General features: G+C 28.3%; 14 protein-coding genes. 7 read left to right on the top strand and 7 right to left on the bottom strand.

Annotation, left to right across the window (positions count from 1 at the left end; all coding sequences use genetic code 11):
* Positions 1 to 13 precede the first annotated feature (13 nt).
* On the top strand, positions 14 to 1,198 hold the full coding sequence (tuf, locus tag T364_RS0104315) for an elongation factor Tu (protein ID WP_027127718.1): 1,185 nt from the start codon (positions 14 to 16) through the stop codon (positions 1,196 to 1,198).
* A 219-nt stretch (positions 1,199 to 1,417) separates the two neighbouring features.
* A complete protein-coding gene (locus tag T364_RS0104310; RefSeq protein ID WP_035945348.1) occupies positions 1,418 to 2,701 on the top strand; it encodes an L-cysteine desulfidase family protein in 1,284 nt (427 codons plus the stop codon).
* A gap of 176 nt (positions 2,702 to 2,877) precedes the next feature.
* On the opposite strand, the gene T364_RS0104305 is transcribed toward T364_RS0104310, so the two are convergent.
* The 4 genes from T364_RS0104305 to T364_RS11120 all read right to left on the bottom strand — a co-directional run bounded on the left by T364_RS0104305 (position 2,878) and on the right by T364_RS11120 (position 6,929).
* On the bottom strand, positions 2,878 to 4,125 hold the full coding sequence (locus tag T364_RS0104305) for a pyridoxal phosphate-dependent aminotransferase (protein WP_027128495.1): 1,248 nt from the start codon (positions 4,123 to 4,125) through the stop codon (positions 2,878 to 2,880).
* A gap of 166 nt (positions 4,126 to 4,291) precedes the next feature.
* Entirely contained in the window at positions 4,292 to 5,368 is a 1,077-nt protein-coding gene (locus T364_RS0104300; protein ID WP_027128494.1) for an iron-containing alcohol dehydrogenase family protein, read from the bottom strand.
* A 25-nt stretch (positions 5,369 to 5,393) separates the two neighbouring features.
* A complete protein-coding gene (locus T364_RS10475) occupies positions 5,394 to 6,581 on the bottom strand; it encodes a YkvI family membrane protein (RefSeq protein ID WP_051532641.1) in 1,188 nt (395 codons plus the stop codon).
* 192 nt (positions 6,582 to 6,773) lie between these two features.
* Positions 6,774 to 6,929, bottom strand: coding sequence for a hypothetical protein (locus T364_RS11120; RefSeq protein WP_158413627.1), 156 nt, complete (start codon positions 6,927 to 6,929; stop codon positions 6,774 to 6,776).
* Between the two features lie 166 nt (positions 6,930 to 7,095).
* On the opposite strand from T364_RS11120, the gene T364_RS0104285 reads away from it, so the two are divergent.
* The 5 genes from T364_RS0104285 (at position 7,096) to T364_RS0104265 (ending at position 11,219) form a co-directional block, all read left to right on the top strand.
* Positions 7,096 to 7,854, top strand: a complete 759-nt coding sequence (locus T364_RS0104285) for a TatD family hydrolase (RefSeq protein ID WP_027128493.1) — start codon at positions 7,096 to 7,098, stop codon at positions 7,852 to 7,854.
* On the top strand, positions 7,855 to 8,229 hold the full coding sequence (gene acpS / locus T364_RS0104280) for a holo-ACP synthase (protein ID WP_027128492.1): 375 nt from the start codon (positions 7,855 to 7,857) through the stop codon (positions 8,227 to 8,229).
* A gap of 2 nt (positions 8,230 to 8,231) precedes the next feature.
* Entirely contained in the window at positions 8,232 to 9,329 is a 1,098-nt protein-coding gene (gene prfB / locus T364_RS0104275; protein ID WP_081775668.1) for a peptide chain release factor 2, read from the top strand.
* An 87-nt stretch (positions 9,330 to 9,416) separates the two neighbouring features.
* On the top strand, positions 9,417 to 10,928 hold the full coding sequence (gltX, locus tag T364_RS0104270; RefSeq protein WP_027128490.1) for a glutamate--tRNA ligase: 1,512 nt from the start codon (positions 9,417 to 9,419) through the stop codon (positions 10,926 to 10,928).
* A gap of 66 nt (positions 10,929 to 10,994) precedes the next feature.
* Complete coding sequence (locus T364_RS0104265; protein ID WP_027128489.1) at positions 10,995 to 11,219, top strand: DUF1653 domain-containing protein; 225 nt, start codon at positions 10,995 to 10,997, stop codon at positions 11,217 to 11,219.
* A gap of 64 nt (positions 11,220 to 11,283) precedes the next feature.
* On the opposite strand, the gene T364_RS0104260 is transcribed toward T364_RS0104265, so the two are convergent.
* The 3 genes from T364_RS0104260 to purF all read right to left on the bottom strand — a co-directional run bounded on the left by T364_RS0104260 (position 11,284) and on the right by purF (position 15,464).
* Positions 11,284 to 12,558 carry an adenylosuccinate synthase gene (locus T364_RS0104260; protein ID WP_027128488.1) on the bottom strand — a complete coding sequence of 425 codons (1,275 nt, stop codon included), beginning with the start codon at positions 12,556 to 12,558 and terminating at the stop codon, positions 11,284 to 11,286.
* 64 nt (positions 12,559 to 12,622) lie between these two features.
* A complete protein-coding gene (gene purB / locus T364_RS0104255) occupies positions 12,623 to 14,056 on the bottom strand; it encodes an adenylosuccinate lyase (protein ID WP_027128487.1) in 1,434 nt (477 codons plus the stop codon).
* The gene (gene purF / locus T364_RS10470) at positions 14,013 to 15,464 is read right to left on the bottom strand and encodes an amidophosphoribosyltransferase (protein ID WP_035945346.1); all 1,452 of its coding nucleotides are present in this window, start codon (positions 15,462 to 15,464) and stop codon (positions 14,013 to 14,015) included. Before purF ends, purB begins: the two co-directional genes overlap by 44 nt.
* Positions 15,465 to 15,478: the final 14 nt, after the last annotated feature.

Raw genomic sequence — 15,478 nt, 5'->3', positions numbered from 1 at the left:
TTAGGAGGAAAAAATGGCAAAAGAAAAATTTGACAGAAGCAAACCCCATGTAAACATTGGTACAATAGGACACGTTGACCATGGAAAAACAACAACAACAGCAGCAATATCAAAAGTATTATCAGACAGAGGACTAGCTGAAAGAGTAGACTTTGATAAAATCGACGTTGCTCCAGAAGAAAGAGAAAGAGGAATAACTATCAATACAGCTCACATAGAGTATACAACAGAAAAAAGACACTATGCACACGTTGACTGTCCAGGACATGCTGACTATGTAAAAAACATGATTACAGGAGCAGCTCAAATGGACGGAGCAATCCTAGTTGTATCAGCAGCTGATGGACCAATGCCTCAAACAAGAGAACACATACTATTATCAAGACAAGTTGGAGTACCATACATCGTAGTATACTTAAATAAAGCAGATATGGTTGATGACGAAGAATTATTAGAATTAGTAGAAATGGAAGTAAGAGAATTATTAACTGAATATGGATTCCCAGGAGATGAAGTACCAGTAATAGTTGGATCATCATTAGGAGCATTAAACGGAGAACAAAAATGGGTAGATCAAATAATGGCATTAATGGATGCAGTAGATAGCTACATTCCAGCGCCAGAAAGAACAATAGACAAACCATTCTTAATGCCAATCGAAGACGTATTCACAATAACAGGAAGAGGAACTGTTGTAACAGGAAGAGTAGAAAGAGGAATCATTAAAGTTGGAGAAGAAGTAGAAATAATCGGAATCAAACCAACAGCAAAAACAACAGTAACTGGAGTAGAAATGTTCAGAAAACTTCTTGATCAAGGAGAAGCAGGAGATAACATTGGAGCATTATTAAGAGGAACTAAGAAAGAAGAAGTAGAAAGAGGACAAGTATTAGCAAAACCAGGAACAATAACTCCACATACAGAATTTAAAGGAGAAATCTACGTATTAACAAAAGAAGAAGGAGGAAGACATACTCCATTCTTTACAGGATATAGACCACAATTCTACTTCAGAACAACAGATATAACAGGAGCAGTAAACTTACCAGAAGGAGTAGAAATGGTAATGCCAGGAGACAACATCACAGTAACAGTAAACTTAATTCACCCAATCGCAATGGAACCAGGATTAAGATTCGCAATCAGAGAAGGTGGAAGAACAGTAGCATCAGGAGTTGTTTCAGAAATCATCAAATAATAATAAAAATTATTAGAGATAAAAAAGGACTAAAGAAATTTAGTCCTTTTTCTTTTTGAAAATTTTTTTCAAAAAGAAAAACTTTATTAAAATTAAATTTTCATTTTGAAAAAAATTAAATATAATAGATTTTTTGTAGTGAAAATATAAATATTAAAAATGGTATGGAAATTGCTAATATTAATTATAGAAAAGTCAAAAAATTCTTAGGAGGATAAAATGTTAAATAAAATATTAGCAATTTTAAAAGAAGAAATAGTACCTGCTGAAGGATGTACAGAACCAATAGCTCTAGCATATGCTGGAAGTAAATTAAGAGATATATTAGGAAATATTCCAGAAAAAATAGAAATTTCTTTATCTGGAAATATGATAAAAAATGTAAAAAGTGTTAAAATTCCTAGTTCAGAAGGGATGGTAGGAATTGAGGCAGCAGTAGCCATGGGACTTATTTTAGGAGATTCTTCAAAAGAATTAATGGTTATTTCTGGTGTAGATAAAACAAGATTACCTGAAGTAAAAAAATATTTATCAGAAAATAGAATGAATGTTGTACTAAATAAAGGTGATGTAAAATTATATATTAAATTAACTGGTACTTATGGAAAAGATATAGCAACAGTAGAAATTCAACATTATCACACAAATATAACAGAAATTACTAAAAATGGAGAAAAAGTAATTGGATGTTCTTGTGATGATAAGTGTAGTGGAGAATCACCTATGACTGATAGAAGTTTCTTAACTTTAGAATTAATTTATAATACAGCTAAAACAATAGATTTATCTTTAATAGAACCTATATTTAAAAAAGTAATAGAGTGTAATACAACTATAGCTAAAGAAGGATTAACAAATGAATATGGAATAGCTATAGGAAAAACTATAAAAGAAGGAATAGAAGAAGGAATTTATGGTAATGATTTAAAAAATAATATGACTTCTTTTGCTAGTGCTGGTAGTGATGCTAGAATGAATGGATGTTCTTTACCAGTTATGACAACAAGTGGAAGTGGAAACCAAGGAATGACAGCTTCTTTACCAGTAATAAAATTCTGTGAAATGAAAAATATTCCATATGAACAATTAATAAGAGGATTATTTTTCTCTCATATGACAACAATACATATAAAAACAAATATAGGAAGATTATCAGCTTATTGTGGAGCTATGTGTGCTAGTGCTGGGGTAGCTGGAGCTATATCATTCTTAGATGGATTAACTTTAGAGCAATGTGCTATGGCTGTAGAAACTACATTAGGAACAATGTCAGGTTTAATTTGTGATGGAGCAAAAAGTTCATGTGCTACAAAAATAGCAAGTGGAATTTCTTGTGCTTTTGATTCATATTATACAGCTAAGAAAAATAGAAGATTATTATTTGGAGAAGGAATAATAGGAAGGGATGTAGAAGCCACTATTAAAAATACAGGAATTTTAGGAAAAGATGGAATGCAAGTAACAGATGAAGTAATCTTAAATATAATGGTTAATAATAAATAAAATTTCTATTGTAATAAAAAAGTTTTTTAATAAAAAAAGTTAGAGAGAAATATCTTTCTAGCTTTTTTTGTTATTATGAATATTTTAGAACTTTAATAAAAAATAAAATAATAATTTTTATATTGAAAAAGGTATTACAAATTTTGTAATACCTTTATTTTTATAATATGTAGTTCTTATTTATTAAATTTATCTATAGATTCTTTTATTAATTTAGGAAGAATTTCTAATTTTTTACAAGAAATACTGCAAATAGCTATTCTAATACCATTTTTTATAGGAAGAACAAATACTTTTTTTTCTTTTAAGTCATTTACTATTTCTTCTTTGTTTTTTTCTAAAGGGATAGTTAAGAAGAATCCACTAGAGAAAGGGCAATAAGCTAATCCAACTTCTTCTGATTTTCTTTCAAAAATTTCTGCTCTTTTTTTCAATATTTCTACCCATTGGTCTCTTTCAGCATTAATACCATTGATTATATTTTCATCTTCATAAGCTTTTACTAATAAAGCCATTCCTCCTCTTGATACATTAGACCAAGAAGAACGACATAAATATTCTGCTACAACAGTAAATTCATCTATGACCTTTTTACTTGAAGATAAAGCAACTATAGCCCCTGTTCTAAGTCCATAACTTGTAAATGATTTTGACATGCTATAAGCAAAAAGAATTAAAACATTTTCTGGAAGTCCTAAAAATAAGTTCATATATTCTCTAGCATTATCTCTTCCTCTGAAGTCATAATCTAAGTAAGCAATATCATTAATAAGAATTACTTCTCCATATTTAGAAGCTTCTTTTAAAATTTCAACAACTTCTTCCCATTCTTCAAAAGATAAAGAATATCCAGTAGGGTTTTGACAAGGGTCATTTATAACAGCTAGAACTCTACCATCTCTTTTTACAACTTCTAACATTTTTTCAGAGAAATCTCTAGTATTAAATTTATTTCCATCAAATAATTTATATATAACATTATTTAATCTATTAGCTCCTGTAATATGTACATAAGCATCCCACATATATTCAGGTAATAGAACAGTATTTCCATCATTACCATATCCTTTAAAAGCTGTGTATATAGCTCCTGTTCCTCCAGGAGTAGAAGCAACATCAACAAAAGAATTTTTTACTATTTCTTCACAATGAGTTCCAAATATACTTTTTTTAACAGCTTCTTTATATTCAGCAGAACCACTTACCCCAGCAGCATATCCATAGATATCAGGAGATTCTAATTCTCTATATGTTTTATTAACAAGTTCTAATACTCCTAATTTTTCATCTTCACAAAAGAAAGTCCCTAATGTAGAATTTATAACAGAGTCTTTTCCAAATTTTTTTTCAGTTGCTTTAACTTCTCTAGCAATTCCAAAAGCTCCTCTTCCAACTTGTTTTCCTATTAATCTTTGAGCAATCATTATTATTACCCTCCTAACTTTATATCAAAAAAATTTTTTATAATATACTTGTGTATACTTGTGTATACTTAATTAAATTAATAACTAAGTATATCATAATGAAAATTAAAAAGTCAATAAAAAATAAATTTTTTACTGACTTTGATTGATTCTGTATAATTAAATGTTAATTTTTTGATATATATTTTTCTAGTTCTTTTATAGAATTACATATCATATTTCTAGTAATAGGAAAAGCAGAAACTTCAATATCTTTAACAGAAGAAGCTTTGTCAAAAACACTTGTCATATTCTCAATATCTACATTAAAGTTTTTATAAGAAATTGGTAGATTTATTTTTTTATAGAAATTAATTAGTTTATTTAACTCATCATAGTTTTTATCCATCATTTCTAATACAAGGACTCCATAAGAAACAAGTTCTCCATGTAAATGATTTTCTTCAACTTCTTTTATTGTAGAGAAACCATAACAAATAGCATGAGCTAAACCACTATTGTAAGACATTTTTAGAGAATTAGAAACAAGTCCAGTAGTAACTATGATAGTTAAAATAGTTTCTTCTAATTCTTTTGAACTAATATTATTTTCACAATCTTTTAAACCTTTATCTCCATATTCAAAAAGAGGTTCTTTACAAAGTGAAGATAGAGTAATTCCTAGTTTATTAGGGTAATCTAATTCTTTTCCTCTTGCAGAAAATTCAGGTTCATATCCTTTTCCTAAAGTATCTCCAATTCCTGCCCATAGATATTTTGTAGGAGCTTCAGCTATTATTTGAGTGTTTATAAATGTATGGATAGCAGGAGCTTTTTTAAAGAATAAATCTCTATAAACTCCATTAGGATGGTACATAGCACAAACACTTGTTACACTAGCACAAGTAGAGGCAATAGTAGGAAAAGTGAATAAAGGTTTATCTAATTTTTCACTTAATACTTTACAAGTATCACAAGCTTTTCCTCCACCAAAAGCAAATATCATATGAGAATTTATAATATTTTCATTGTTCATTAACATTTCTACATTTTCATAAGAAGCTTCTCCACCATACCAAACTTCATCAATTACTTCTAATTTACTTTCTTTTATAGCTTCTTTTACTAAAAAACTAGCTTTTTCTAAAGCTGTTTTTCCTCCAATAAAAACAACTTTTGTTCCATATTTTTCACAAATTTCTTTAATTTCCTTATAAGCATCTTTTCCTATTGTATAATTTGGTAAAAACATATTTTGTGACATAAATTTCCTCCCTATATATAAATTATTATTTAATTCCAAATACAATTGCTACATTTTCTACTTTAGATTTTTCACTATTATTTTGTTGTGCATATTTTTTATTTTTATAATATCCTACTGTTAAAAATGGAATTATTATTGCAAATATACCTACATAACCACAATAACCATAACCATATTTAATTATTTTGCTCAATCCAACCATAGAAACACTCATAGAAATTCCCATACATAAGATAGAAGAAACCATTCTACGAGCTATAGGTTTTTCTATTTTTTCCATAACTTTTAAAGTGGAAAATCTTGAAACAAATCCATATATAGTAGTCACTCCAGTAGAAATTAAACATAATAATAAAGCTATATTATAAAACCAATATAAAATATTTATATTTAATTGTTTACAAATGTATAAAGAAGGTAATGTAGTTTGGTTATCTCTTATAAATTCAGGAGCCCAACCTAATAACATTATTACAGACATTACTAAAGCTATAGAATTCATAATAAAAGCAATAGTCATTGATTTTGTAGTATCATTTTTATTTTCTAATGGTTTTCCACAAGCAATCATTGTAGGAATTACAACAGATTGGAAACCAGCATAAGTAAAAGCATTAATTATAGCTTTCATAGGATTTTCATTTTCTGTAATAGAAATATTAGAAATTATAGTTGTTATTTCAGAAAATTTTGCTTTTATTCCAATAAAGAAAATAATAAATACTGAAATTAATATGGAAATAGACATAATAGTTGAAACTTTAGAAACTAATTTTGCTCCAAAAATAGTTAAAACAAATAAGATACTTCCAACAATAATAACAGAAAAACCATAAGAACTATTAGTACTTATAGAAATTAAAGAAGCAGCTCCAGCTATAACAGCTCCTACAGCACAAACAACCATTATATGAAAATATATTTCAAAAATCCATTCTAATTTATCAAAAGGATGATATAAAGTTTCAAATAACTCTTTATAACTTTTTAAATTTCTTGAATTTCTCATAATAATACATTCTCTTATAGTCATTGCTAATAAAAGCATAGCTAAGATAGCTGAGAAAATTCCCCAAGCTCCTGTAGTAACAAAATATTGTGTAGCCTGATTTCCTGTGGCAAATCCTCCACCAGCATGAGAACTAAATAAAACAGACGCAACTGAAAATACTCCTAAAAATCCTACTTTTTTTATATTATTTTTTTCCATAATTTTTTCCTCCAATAGTTTAATAAAATTTTAAATATTACATAAGTACTTTTTAAAATTTAAAAGTTTAGAGGAAAATTTTTATTTTTATATATATAGTCTTCTCCATAAATTTCTCCTAAAATAATTTTGAATATAAAAAAACAACCTATAGTTAGGTTGTTCAAATTTCTAAAAATTAATTTATCTATTTTAGAGAGAAAGGAGATTTTTATAAAAATTAATTTGGACAAAATCTCTATTGAATAAACCTAACATAATTTTTCCATATAAAAATTCACTACTTAGTAATAACATAAGCAGCATCAGAATCATTATTAGGTTAAGAGCCATAAATAACATAGCCATTTTGTCCTCCTTAATAAATTTTTTAACAATCTTATTTGCGTAAAATAATACAATATTTTAGAAAAAAAATCAAGCATTTTTTTAAAAAAAATTAAAAAAGCTAGATTTTAATAGAAAATTAGGGTAAAATATTGTTATTAATTAATTTTTTTGAAAGGATATTATAATGAAGTTAGTGGATACACATTGTCATTTAGATGATGAGAGATATGATATAGATAGAGAAGAACTTATAAAAAAATTAGAAGAAAAAATGGAGTTTGTAGTAAACATTGGATTTGATTTACCATCTTCTATAAAAAGTGTTGAATATTCTAATTCTTATGATTTTATTTATGCTGTTATTGGATTTCATCCAACTTCTATTTCAGAATACAGTGAAGAAGCTGAAAATTCTTTAAGAGAATTATCAAAAAATAAAAAAGTAGTAGCTATAGGAGAAATTGGTCTTGATTATTATTGGATGGAGGATGAAAAAGAGGTTCAAAAAGTTGGTTTTAGAAAACAAATGAAATTAGCAGAAGAATTAAATCTACCTGTAGTAATCCATTCAAGAGATGCTATGGCTGATACTATTGAAATTTTAAAAGAATTTCCAAAAGTAAAAGGAATCTTTCATTGTTATCCTGGAAGTTTTGAAAGTTTATCAGAAATTCCTGAAGGATATTATTTTGGGATTGGAGGAGTTTTAACTTTTAAAAATTCTAAAAAAACAGTAGAGTTTGTAAAAAAAGTAGATATATCAAGAATTGTTATAGAAACTGATTCTCCTTATTTGACTCCTACTCCTTTTAGAGGAAAAAGAAATGAACCTTCTTATGTTCAATATGTTTTAGAAAAAATATCAGAAATAAAAAATATACCTTTTGAAGAAGTTTTAAGAATTACAACAGAGAATGCAAAAAAAATATATGGGATTGATTAAATGGAATTTGTAGGAATAGGAAATGATATTATTGAAATAAAAAGAATAGAGAAAGCAATAAAAAACAGTAATTTTATTAAGAAAGTTTTTACGGAAAATGAAATAAAATTATTTGAAATAAAAGGTAATAGAGTAGAAACTTATGCTGGAAGATTTGCTGCAAAAGAAGCTATTTCAAAAAGTTTAGGAACTGGTTTTAGAGAATTTTCTTTAACAGATATTGAAGTTTTAAATGATGATTTGGGAAAACCTTATGTTATTTTTAAAAATAATATTAAGGAATATAATAAAAAATATTCAGTAAATATTTCAATTTCTCATTGTAAAGAATATGCTACAGCAGTGGCTATAACATTTAAAAGGAGTGATATATAATAATGGATATCTTAGAATTAAAAAGAGAATTTCAATTTTATAAAGAAAAGATTGTTGAAATTAAAAAAACAATAAAATATGAAGAAAGATTAAATTTAATAGTCACTCTTGAAAAGAAAACTTTTGAAGAAGGGTTTTGGAATGATAAGAATCAAAGTCAAAGCATTATAAAAAAAATAAATGAAAATAAAGACTTTGTAGAAGAATATAAAAAAATAGAAAATCTTTTTCATGAAGAGGAAGTATTAATAGAATTTATTGATATGGGAGAAGAAGAATTTGAAAAAGAGTTAGAAGAAAAACATACTTTATTAGGTAAAGAATTAGAAATACTTGATACTAAACTTTTATTAGATGGAAAATATGATAATAACAATGCCATAATAACTATACATTCTGGAGCTGGAGGAACTGAAGCTTGTGATTGGGTTGATATGCTTTATAGAATGTATTCTCGTTGGATGAATGATAAAGGATATAAAGTAAGTCAACTTGATTTTATGCCTGGAGATTCAGTTGGAATAAAATCGATTACTTTATTAGTAGAGGGAACTTTTGCTTATGGGTATTTAAAATGTGAGAAGGGAGTTCATAGACTTGTAAGAATATCTCCATTTGATGCTAATAAAAAAAGACATACATCTTTTGCTTCAGTAGATGTTTTACCAGAGGTAGAAGATAATATAGAAATTAATATAAGACCAGAAGATTTAAGAATAGATACTTATAGAGCTGGAGGAGCTGGGGGACAACATGTAAATATGACAGATTCAGCTGTAAGAATTACCCACTTGCCTACAGGAATAATCACTACTTGTCAACAAGAGCGTTCTCAATTATTAAATAGAGAAAAAGCTATGAAAGTTTTACAAGCTAAATTACTTGATTTAGAAATTAAGAAAAAAGAAGAGGAAATGAAAAAAATCCAAGGGGAACAAACTGATATAGGATGGGGAAATCAGATAAGGTCTTATGTTTTTCAACCATATACAATGGTAAAAGACCATCGTACTAATTGTGAGTCTGGAAATATTAGAGCCGTTATGGATGGAGATATAGATTCCTTTATTAATGCTTATTTAAGATGGAATAAAAAATAATTATTTTTTAATATTTTCTTTAAAAATTACTAAAAATATGATAAACTCAATATGTATAAATAAAAAATATAATCGGGAGGGATAAAAATGGAAAGAAGAATTAGAACAAGAGTAGCTCCTTCTCCTACAGGAGACCCACATGTGGGAACAGCTTATATAGCTATGTTCAATATAGCTTTTGCCTATAAACATGGAGGAGATTTTATTCTAAGAATAGAGGATACTGACCAAAATAGATATACACCAGGTTCAGAAGAAATGATTTATGAAAGTTTAAGATGGCTTGGTTTAGATTGGAAAGAAGGTCCAGATGTAGGTGGTCCTTATGGTCCTTATAGACAATCTGAAAGATTTGGAATTTATGCTGATTATGCAAAACAATTAGTAGAAAAAGGTGAAGCATATTATTGTTTCTGTACTCCAGAAAGACTTAATAACTTAAGAGAAAGACAAAAAGCTATGAAAAAAGCTCCAGGATATGATGGACATTGTAGAAGTCTTTCTAAAGAAGAAGTTGAAGCTAGAATAGCTGCTGGGGAACCATATGTAATCAGATTAAAAATGCCTTATGAAGGAGAAACAGTTATTCATGATAGATTAAGAGGAGATATTGTTTTTGAAAACAGTAAAATAGACGACCAAGTTTTATTAAAAGCTGATGGATATCCAACATATCACCTTGCAAATGTTGTAGATGACCATTTAATGGGAGTTACTACAGTTATAAGAGCAGAAGAATGGATTTCTTCTACTCCTAAACATATTCAACTTTATAAAGCTTTTGGTTGGGAACAACCTGAATTTATTCATATGCCATTATTAAGAAATAGCGATAGAACAAAAATTTCTAAAAGAAAAAATCCTGTTTCTTTAAACTGGTATAGAGATAATGGATATTTAAAAGAAGGATTATTAAACTTCTTAGGACTTATGGCATATTCATTTGGAGATGGAAAAGAAATATTCACTCTTCAAGAATTTAAAGAAAACTTTAATATAGATAATGTTTCTCTTGGAGGACCTGTATTTGACCTAGTAAAATTAGGATGGATAAACAACCAACATATGAGACTAAAAGATTTAAAAGAATTAACAGAAATGACTGTTCCATTCTTTAGAGCAAAAGGATTTGTTGGAGAAGAAGTTTCTGATAAAGAAATGGTAGCTTTAGAAAGAATAGTTGAAATTCTTAGAGAACACGCTCATACATTAAAAGAAATAGCTGATGAATCAACTGTTTACTTTAAAGATGAATATGAGTTACCTGAATTAACAGAAGATATGGATAAAAAAGAAAGAAAAGGAATCGAAAGATTATATAATGCTATAGCTGATGAAACAGGTAAAAAATCTATAAAATTATTCTTAGAAAAAATAGAAAACTATCCAACAGAAGATATTCCTTTAGAAGAAGCTAAAAAACTTCTTACAGATACTTTAGAAGAAATTGGAGAAGGACCAGCAAAAGTTTATATGCCACTTAGAGCTGTATTAACAGGAGAACCTAGAGGTGCTGATTTATATAATTTAATCTTCATCATAGGAAAAACTAGAACAATTAATAGAATTAAGAGAATGATAGAAAAATATAATATTTAGTTTATAAAGGAGGATTATAAAATTATGTAATACCTCCTTTTTCTTAAAAAATATAAGGAGAGATTTATGAGAGAAATTTTAGTTGATAGAATTTATAGACATTTTAAAGGAAAAGAATATAAGGTTCTTCATATAGCCACTCATTCAGAAACAAAAGAAAAATTAGTAATTTATCAAGCTCTTTATGGAGATTTTGGAATATATGCTAGACCTTATGAAATGTTTGCTTCTGAAGTCGATAGAGTAAAATATCCTGAGGTTACTCAAAAATATAGATTTGAGTTAGTATAAAAATTAAAAAATATTATTAAAAATATTGTAAATAAAAAAAGGACACTATATAGTGTCCTTTTAATTATCTGAAAATAATTTCATTTCTTTTTGGTCCATTAGAAACAATTGTAATTGGGAATCCTAATTCTTTTTCTATAAATTCTACATAATTTCTAGCATTTTCAGGTAAGTCTTCATATTTAGAGATTCCTCTTATATCACATTTCCATCCTGGTAATACTTTGTATACTGGTTTAGCTTTTTCTAATAGAGGTGTAACAGGGAATTCTTTAGTTACTTCTCCATCAATTTCATAACCAACACATACAGGAATTTCATCTAAATATCCTAATACATCTATAGCTGTGAAAGCTACATCTGTAGTTCCTTGTAACATACATCCATAACGAGTAGCTACACAGTCAAACCACCCCATTCTTCTAGGTCTTCCTGTAGTTGCTCCAAATTCTCCAGCATCTCCACCACGAAGACGAAGTTCTTGAGCTTCATCACCAAATATCTCACTTACAAAAGCTCCTTCTCCTACTGCTGATGAATAAGCCTTAGCTACAGTATAAACTTTTTCTATTGAGTGAGCAGGAAGTCCAGCTCCAATAGAACCAAATCCAGCTAAAGTTGATGAAGAAGTTGTCATAGGGAATATTCCGTGGTCAGGGTCTTTTAAAGCCCCTAATTGACCTTCAAGTAAAATATTTTTTCCCTCTTTAACAGCTTTATTTAAGTATTCAGTAGTGTTTATAATATATGGAGCAATTAAATCTCTATATTGAATAACTTCATTAAAAATTTCTTCTGGATTTAATTTAGGCATGTGATATAAATGTTCAATTAAAACATTTTTTATTTCACAAGCTGCTTCAATTCTTTCTCTTAAAATTTCTTCATTAAATAAATGACAAATTTGAATTCCTGTTTTAGCATATTTATCAGAATAGAATGGAGCTATTCCTGATTTTGTAGAACCGTATTTTTTATCAGCAAGTCTAGCCTCTTCATATGTATCTAATAAAATGTGATAAGGCATTAAAAGTTGAACTCTATCAGAAATTAAAACTTTAGGATTTTTAATTCCATTTTCTTTTAGATAGTTCATTTCTTTAATAAAATAAGGTATATTAAATGCTACACCAGGTCCAATGATATTTACTGTATTTTCATTAAAAACTCCACTAGGCATTTGATGAAGAGCGAATTTACCATAATCATTTATTATAGTATGTCCTGCATTACTTCCACCTTGAAAACGAATAACTATATCAGCATTAGAAGCTAACATATCTGTTATTTTTCCTTTTCCTTCATCTCCCCAACAAGCTCCAACAATGGCTTTTACCATATTTTCTTCCTCCTAAAATGTAATTTTTACATTATATTATACACTAAAATCCAAATTAAGTCAATTATACTCTTATACTTTCAGCGTGACTGTCTATTAAATCTCTATTTTTTTCAAGAATAGGATTAACAATATTTTCTACAAACTCTTTTGCTTGTTCAGGAGCTCTTCCAACAAAGTTTTTAGCATCCATTATAGATTGTAATTCTTCTAATGTTAATCCAAAAGATTTATCATTTGCTATTCTTTCTAATAAATCATTTGGTTTTCCTTCTGCTTTTACCATACGACCAGCTTCCATAGAATGACTTCTTATTTTTTCATGAAGTTCTTGTCTATTTCCACCTTTTTTAACAGCATCCATCATTATATTTTCTGTAGCCATAAATGGTAATTCATTATTTAAATGTTGTTCTATAACTTTTGGATAAACTACAAGTCCATCTACAACATTTCTATATAATGAAAGAATAGCGTCTACACATAAAAATGCTTCAGGAATAGAAAGTCTTTTGTTAGCTGAGTCATCTAATGTTCTTTCAAACCATTGAGTAGAAGCTGTAATTGCTGGATTTATAGAATCAGCTATTACATATCTAGCTAAAGAACCTATACGTTCACTTCTCATTGGATTTCTTTTATAAGCCATAGCTGAAGACCCTATTTGATTTTTTTCAAATGGTTCTTCGATTTCTTTTAAATGTTGAAGAAGTCTTATATCATTACTAAATTTAAAAGCACTTTGAGCTATTTGACTAAGAATATTTAAGATTTGGCTATCTAATTTTCTTGGATATGTTTGACCAGAAACAGCAAAACATTTTTCAAATCCCATTTTTTCAGCTATCATAGGGTCTAATTTTTTAACTTTTTCATGGTCACCATCAAATAATTCTAAGAAACTTGCTTGAGTTCCAGTAGTTCCTTTTGAACCTAATAATTTTGCTTTTGAAATTTGATAATCTAAATCTTCTAAATCCATTACTAAATCTTGTAACCAAAGACTAGCCCTCTTACCAACAGTTGTTGTTTGAGCTGGTTGGAAGTGAGTAAATCCTAATGTAGGTAAATCTTTATATTCCATTACAAATTTAGAAAGTTCATTTATAACATTAATAAGTTGTTTTTTCACAAGTTTCATAGCTTCAGTCATTATAATAATATCAGTATTATCACCAACATAACAACTAGTTGCTCCTAAATGTATTATAGGCATAGCAAGAGGAGCTTGAGTTCCAAAAGCATAAACATGACTCATTACATCATGACGAACTATTTTTTCTCTAGCTTCAGCCACTTCATAATTAATATCATCTTTAAATTTTTTCATTTGGTCTATTTGTTCTTGAGTAATATTAAGTCCTAACTCTTTTTCTACTTCAGCTAGAGCTATCCATAATTTACGCCAAGTTTTAAATTTATAATCTGGTGAAAATAGATAACTCATCTCTTTACTAGCATATCTTGAATTTAGGGGACTTTCGTATTTCGACTTCATTTATATTTTCCTCCTCATCTTGAATCTCTATTTGTGTTGGATATTTTCCACTAAAACATGAATCACAGAAATTACATTTACATCCTTTTGCAATATTAGTTAGATTTTCTAATCCTAAATATCCTAAACTATCTAATCCAGACATTTTTGCAATTTCTTCTACTGAATGATTAACAGCTACTAATTTATCTCTTGAAGGAACATCAGTACCATAATAACAAGGCCATAAGAATGGTGGAGCTGTAACTCTCATATGTATTTCTTTTGCTCCAGCACTTCTTAATATTTTAACAAGTCTTTTTATAGTAGTTCCTCTTACAATAGAGTCATCAATCATAATAACTCTTTTTCCTTCTACATTTTCTCTAAGAGCATTTAACTTAACTCTTACTCCATCTTCTCTTTTTGATTGAGTAGGACTAATAAAAGTTCTTCCTATATAACGATTTTTTATAAGACCCATTCCATAAGGAATTCCACTTTCTTCAGCATAACCTATGGCTGCTACAAGTCCACTATCTGGAACTCCTATTACTATATCTCCTTCAACAGGATGTTCTTTAGCTAGTTGACGTCCAGCTCTTTTTCTAGCTTCATAAACACTCATTCCATCAATACGACTATCAGGACGAGCAAAATAAATAAATTCAAATATACATAAACTAGAGTTATATTTATTGCAATGAGTAGTAATAGATCTAATTCCTGTTTCTTCTATAACAACTATTTCTCCAGGTTCTACATCTCTTACAAAAGTAGCTCCTACAGCATCTAAAGCACAACTTTCAGAAGCTACAACATAAGAATTATCTAATTTACCAATACAAAGTGGTCTAAATCCATGAGGGTCTCTACAAGCTATTAATTTTTTAGGGCTCATAACTAAAAGAGAATAAGCACCTTCTACAATTTCCATCATTTTACTTACAGCATCTTCTACAGAAGGTTGTCTAACTCTTTCTCTAGCTATTATAGTAGCAATAACCTCTGAATCTATTGAAGTTTGGAATATAAATCCTTCATTTTCAAATTGTTCTCTTAATTTATGAGCATTAACTAAGTTACCATTATGACTTATTGCTAAAGCTCCTTTTAAATACCTAGATACAAGAGGTTGAGCATTTTGTACAATACTTCCTCCAGCAGTAGAATAACGAACATGACCAATAGCAATGCTACCAGTAAGTTTATCTAAAATTTCATTATTAAATACATCAGGAACTAATCCCATATCTTTATATTGTTTAACAGTTATGTCATCCATAACAGCGATTCCACAACTTTCTTGTCCTCTATGTTGTAGAGAAAATAATCCATAATAAACTATTCTACCAGAATCTTCTCTTGAATCATTATTATAAATTCCGAATACTCCACATTCTTCTTTAAGAACATCTTCTTCTCTCATAAATCCTCCGTTAT

Source organism: Fusobacterium perfoetens ATCC 29250, assembly GCF_000622245.1.
GTDB classification, from domain to species: domain Bacteria; phylum Fusobacteriota; class Fusobacteriia; order Fusobacteriales; family Fusobacteriaceae; genus Fusobacterium_B; species Fusobacterium_B perfoetens.
Note: the sequence above shows the minus strand (reverse complement) of the source record. Positions and strands in the feature narration are given on the sequence as shown.

Coding starts and splice junctions, on each gene's coding strand:
- tuf (WP_027127718.1), top strand. CDS start 14: ATGGCAAAAGAAAAATTTGACAGAAGCAAACCCCATGTAAACATTGGT.
- T364_RS0104310 (WP_035945348.1), top strand. CDS start 1,418: ATGTTAAATAAAATATTAGCAATTTTAAAAGAAGAAATAGTACCTGCT.
- T364_RS0104305 (WP_027128495.1), bottom strand. CDS start 4,125: ATGATTGCTCAAAGATTAATAGGAAAACAAGTTGGAAGAGGAGCTTTT.
- T364_RS0104300 (WP_027128494.1), bottom strand. CDS start 5,368: ATGTCACAAAATATGTTTTTACCAAATTATACAATAGGAAAAGATGCT.
- T364_RS10475 (WP_051532641.1), bottom strand. CDS start 6,581: ATGGAAAAAAATAATATAAAAAAAGTAGGATTTTTAGGAGTATTTTCA.
- T364_RS11120 (WP_158413627.1), bottom strand. CDS start 6,929: ATGGCTATGTTATTTATGGCTCTTAACCTAATAATGATTCTGATGCTG.
- T364_RS0104285 (WP_027128493.1), top strand. CDS start 7,096: ATGAAGTTAGTGGATACACATTGTCATTTAGATGATGAGAGATATGAT.
- acpS (WP_027128492.1), top strand. CDS start 7,855: ATGGAATTTGTAGGAATAGGAAATGATATTATTGAAATAAAAAGAATA.
- prfB (WP_081775668.1), top strand. CDS start 8,232: ATGGATATCTTAGAATTAAAAAGAGAATTTCAATTTTATAAAGAAAAG.
- gltX (WP_027128490.1), top strand. CDS start 9,417: ATGGAAAGAAGAATTAGAACAAGAGTAGCTCCTTCTCCTACAGGAGAC.
- T364_RS0104265 (WP_027128489.1), top strand. CDS start 10,995: ATGAGAGAAATTTTAGTTGATAGAATTTATAGACATTTTAAAGGAAAA.
- T364_RS0104260 (WP_027128488.1), bottom strand. CDS start 12,558: ATGGTAAAAGCCATTGTTGGAGCTTGTTGGGGAGATGAAGGAAAAGGA.
- purB (WP_027128487.1), bottom strand. CDS start 14,056: ATGAAGTCGAAATACGAAAGTCCCCTAAATTCAAGATATGCTAGTAAA.
- purF (WP_035945346.1), bottom strand. CDS start 15,464: ATGAGAGAAGAAGATGTTCTTAAAGAAGAATGTGGAGTATTCGGAATT.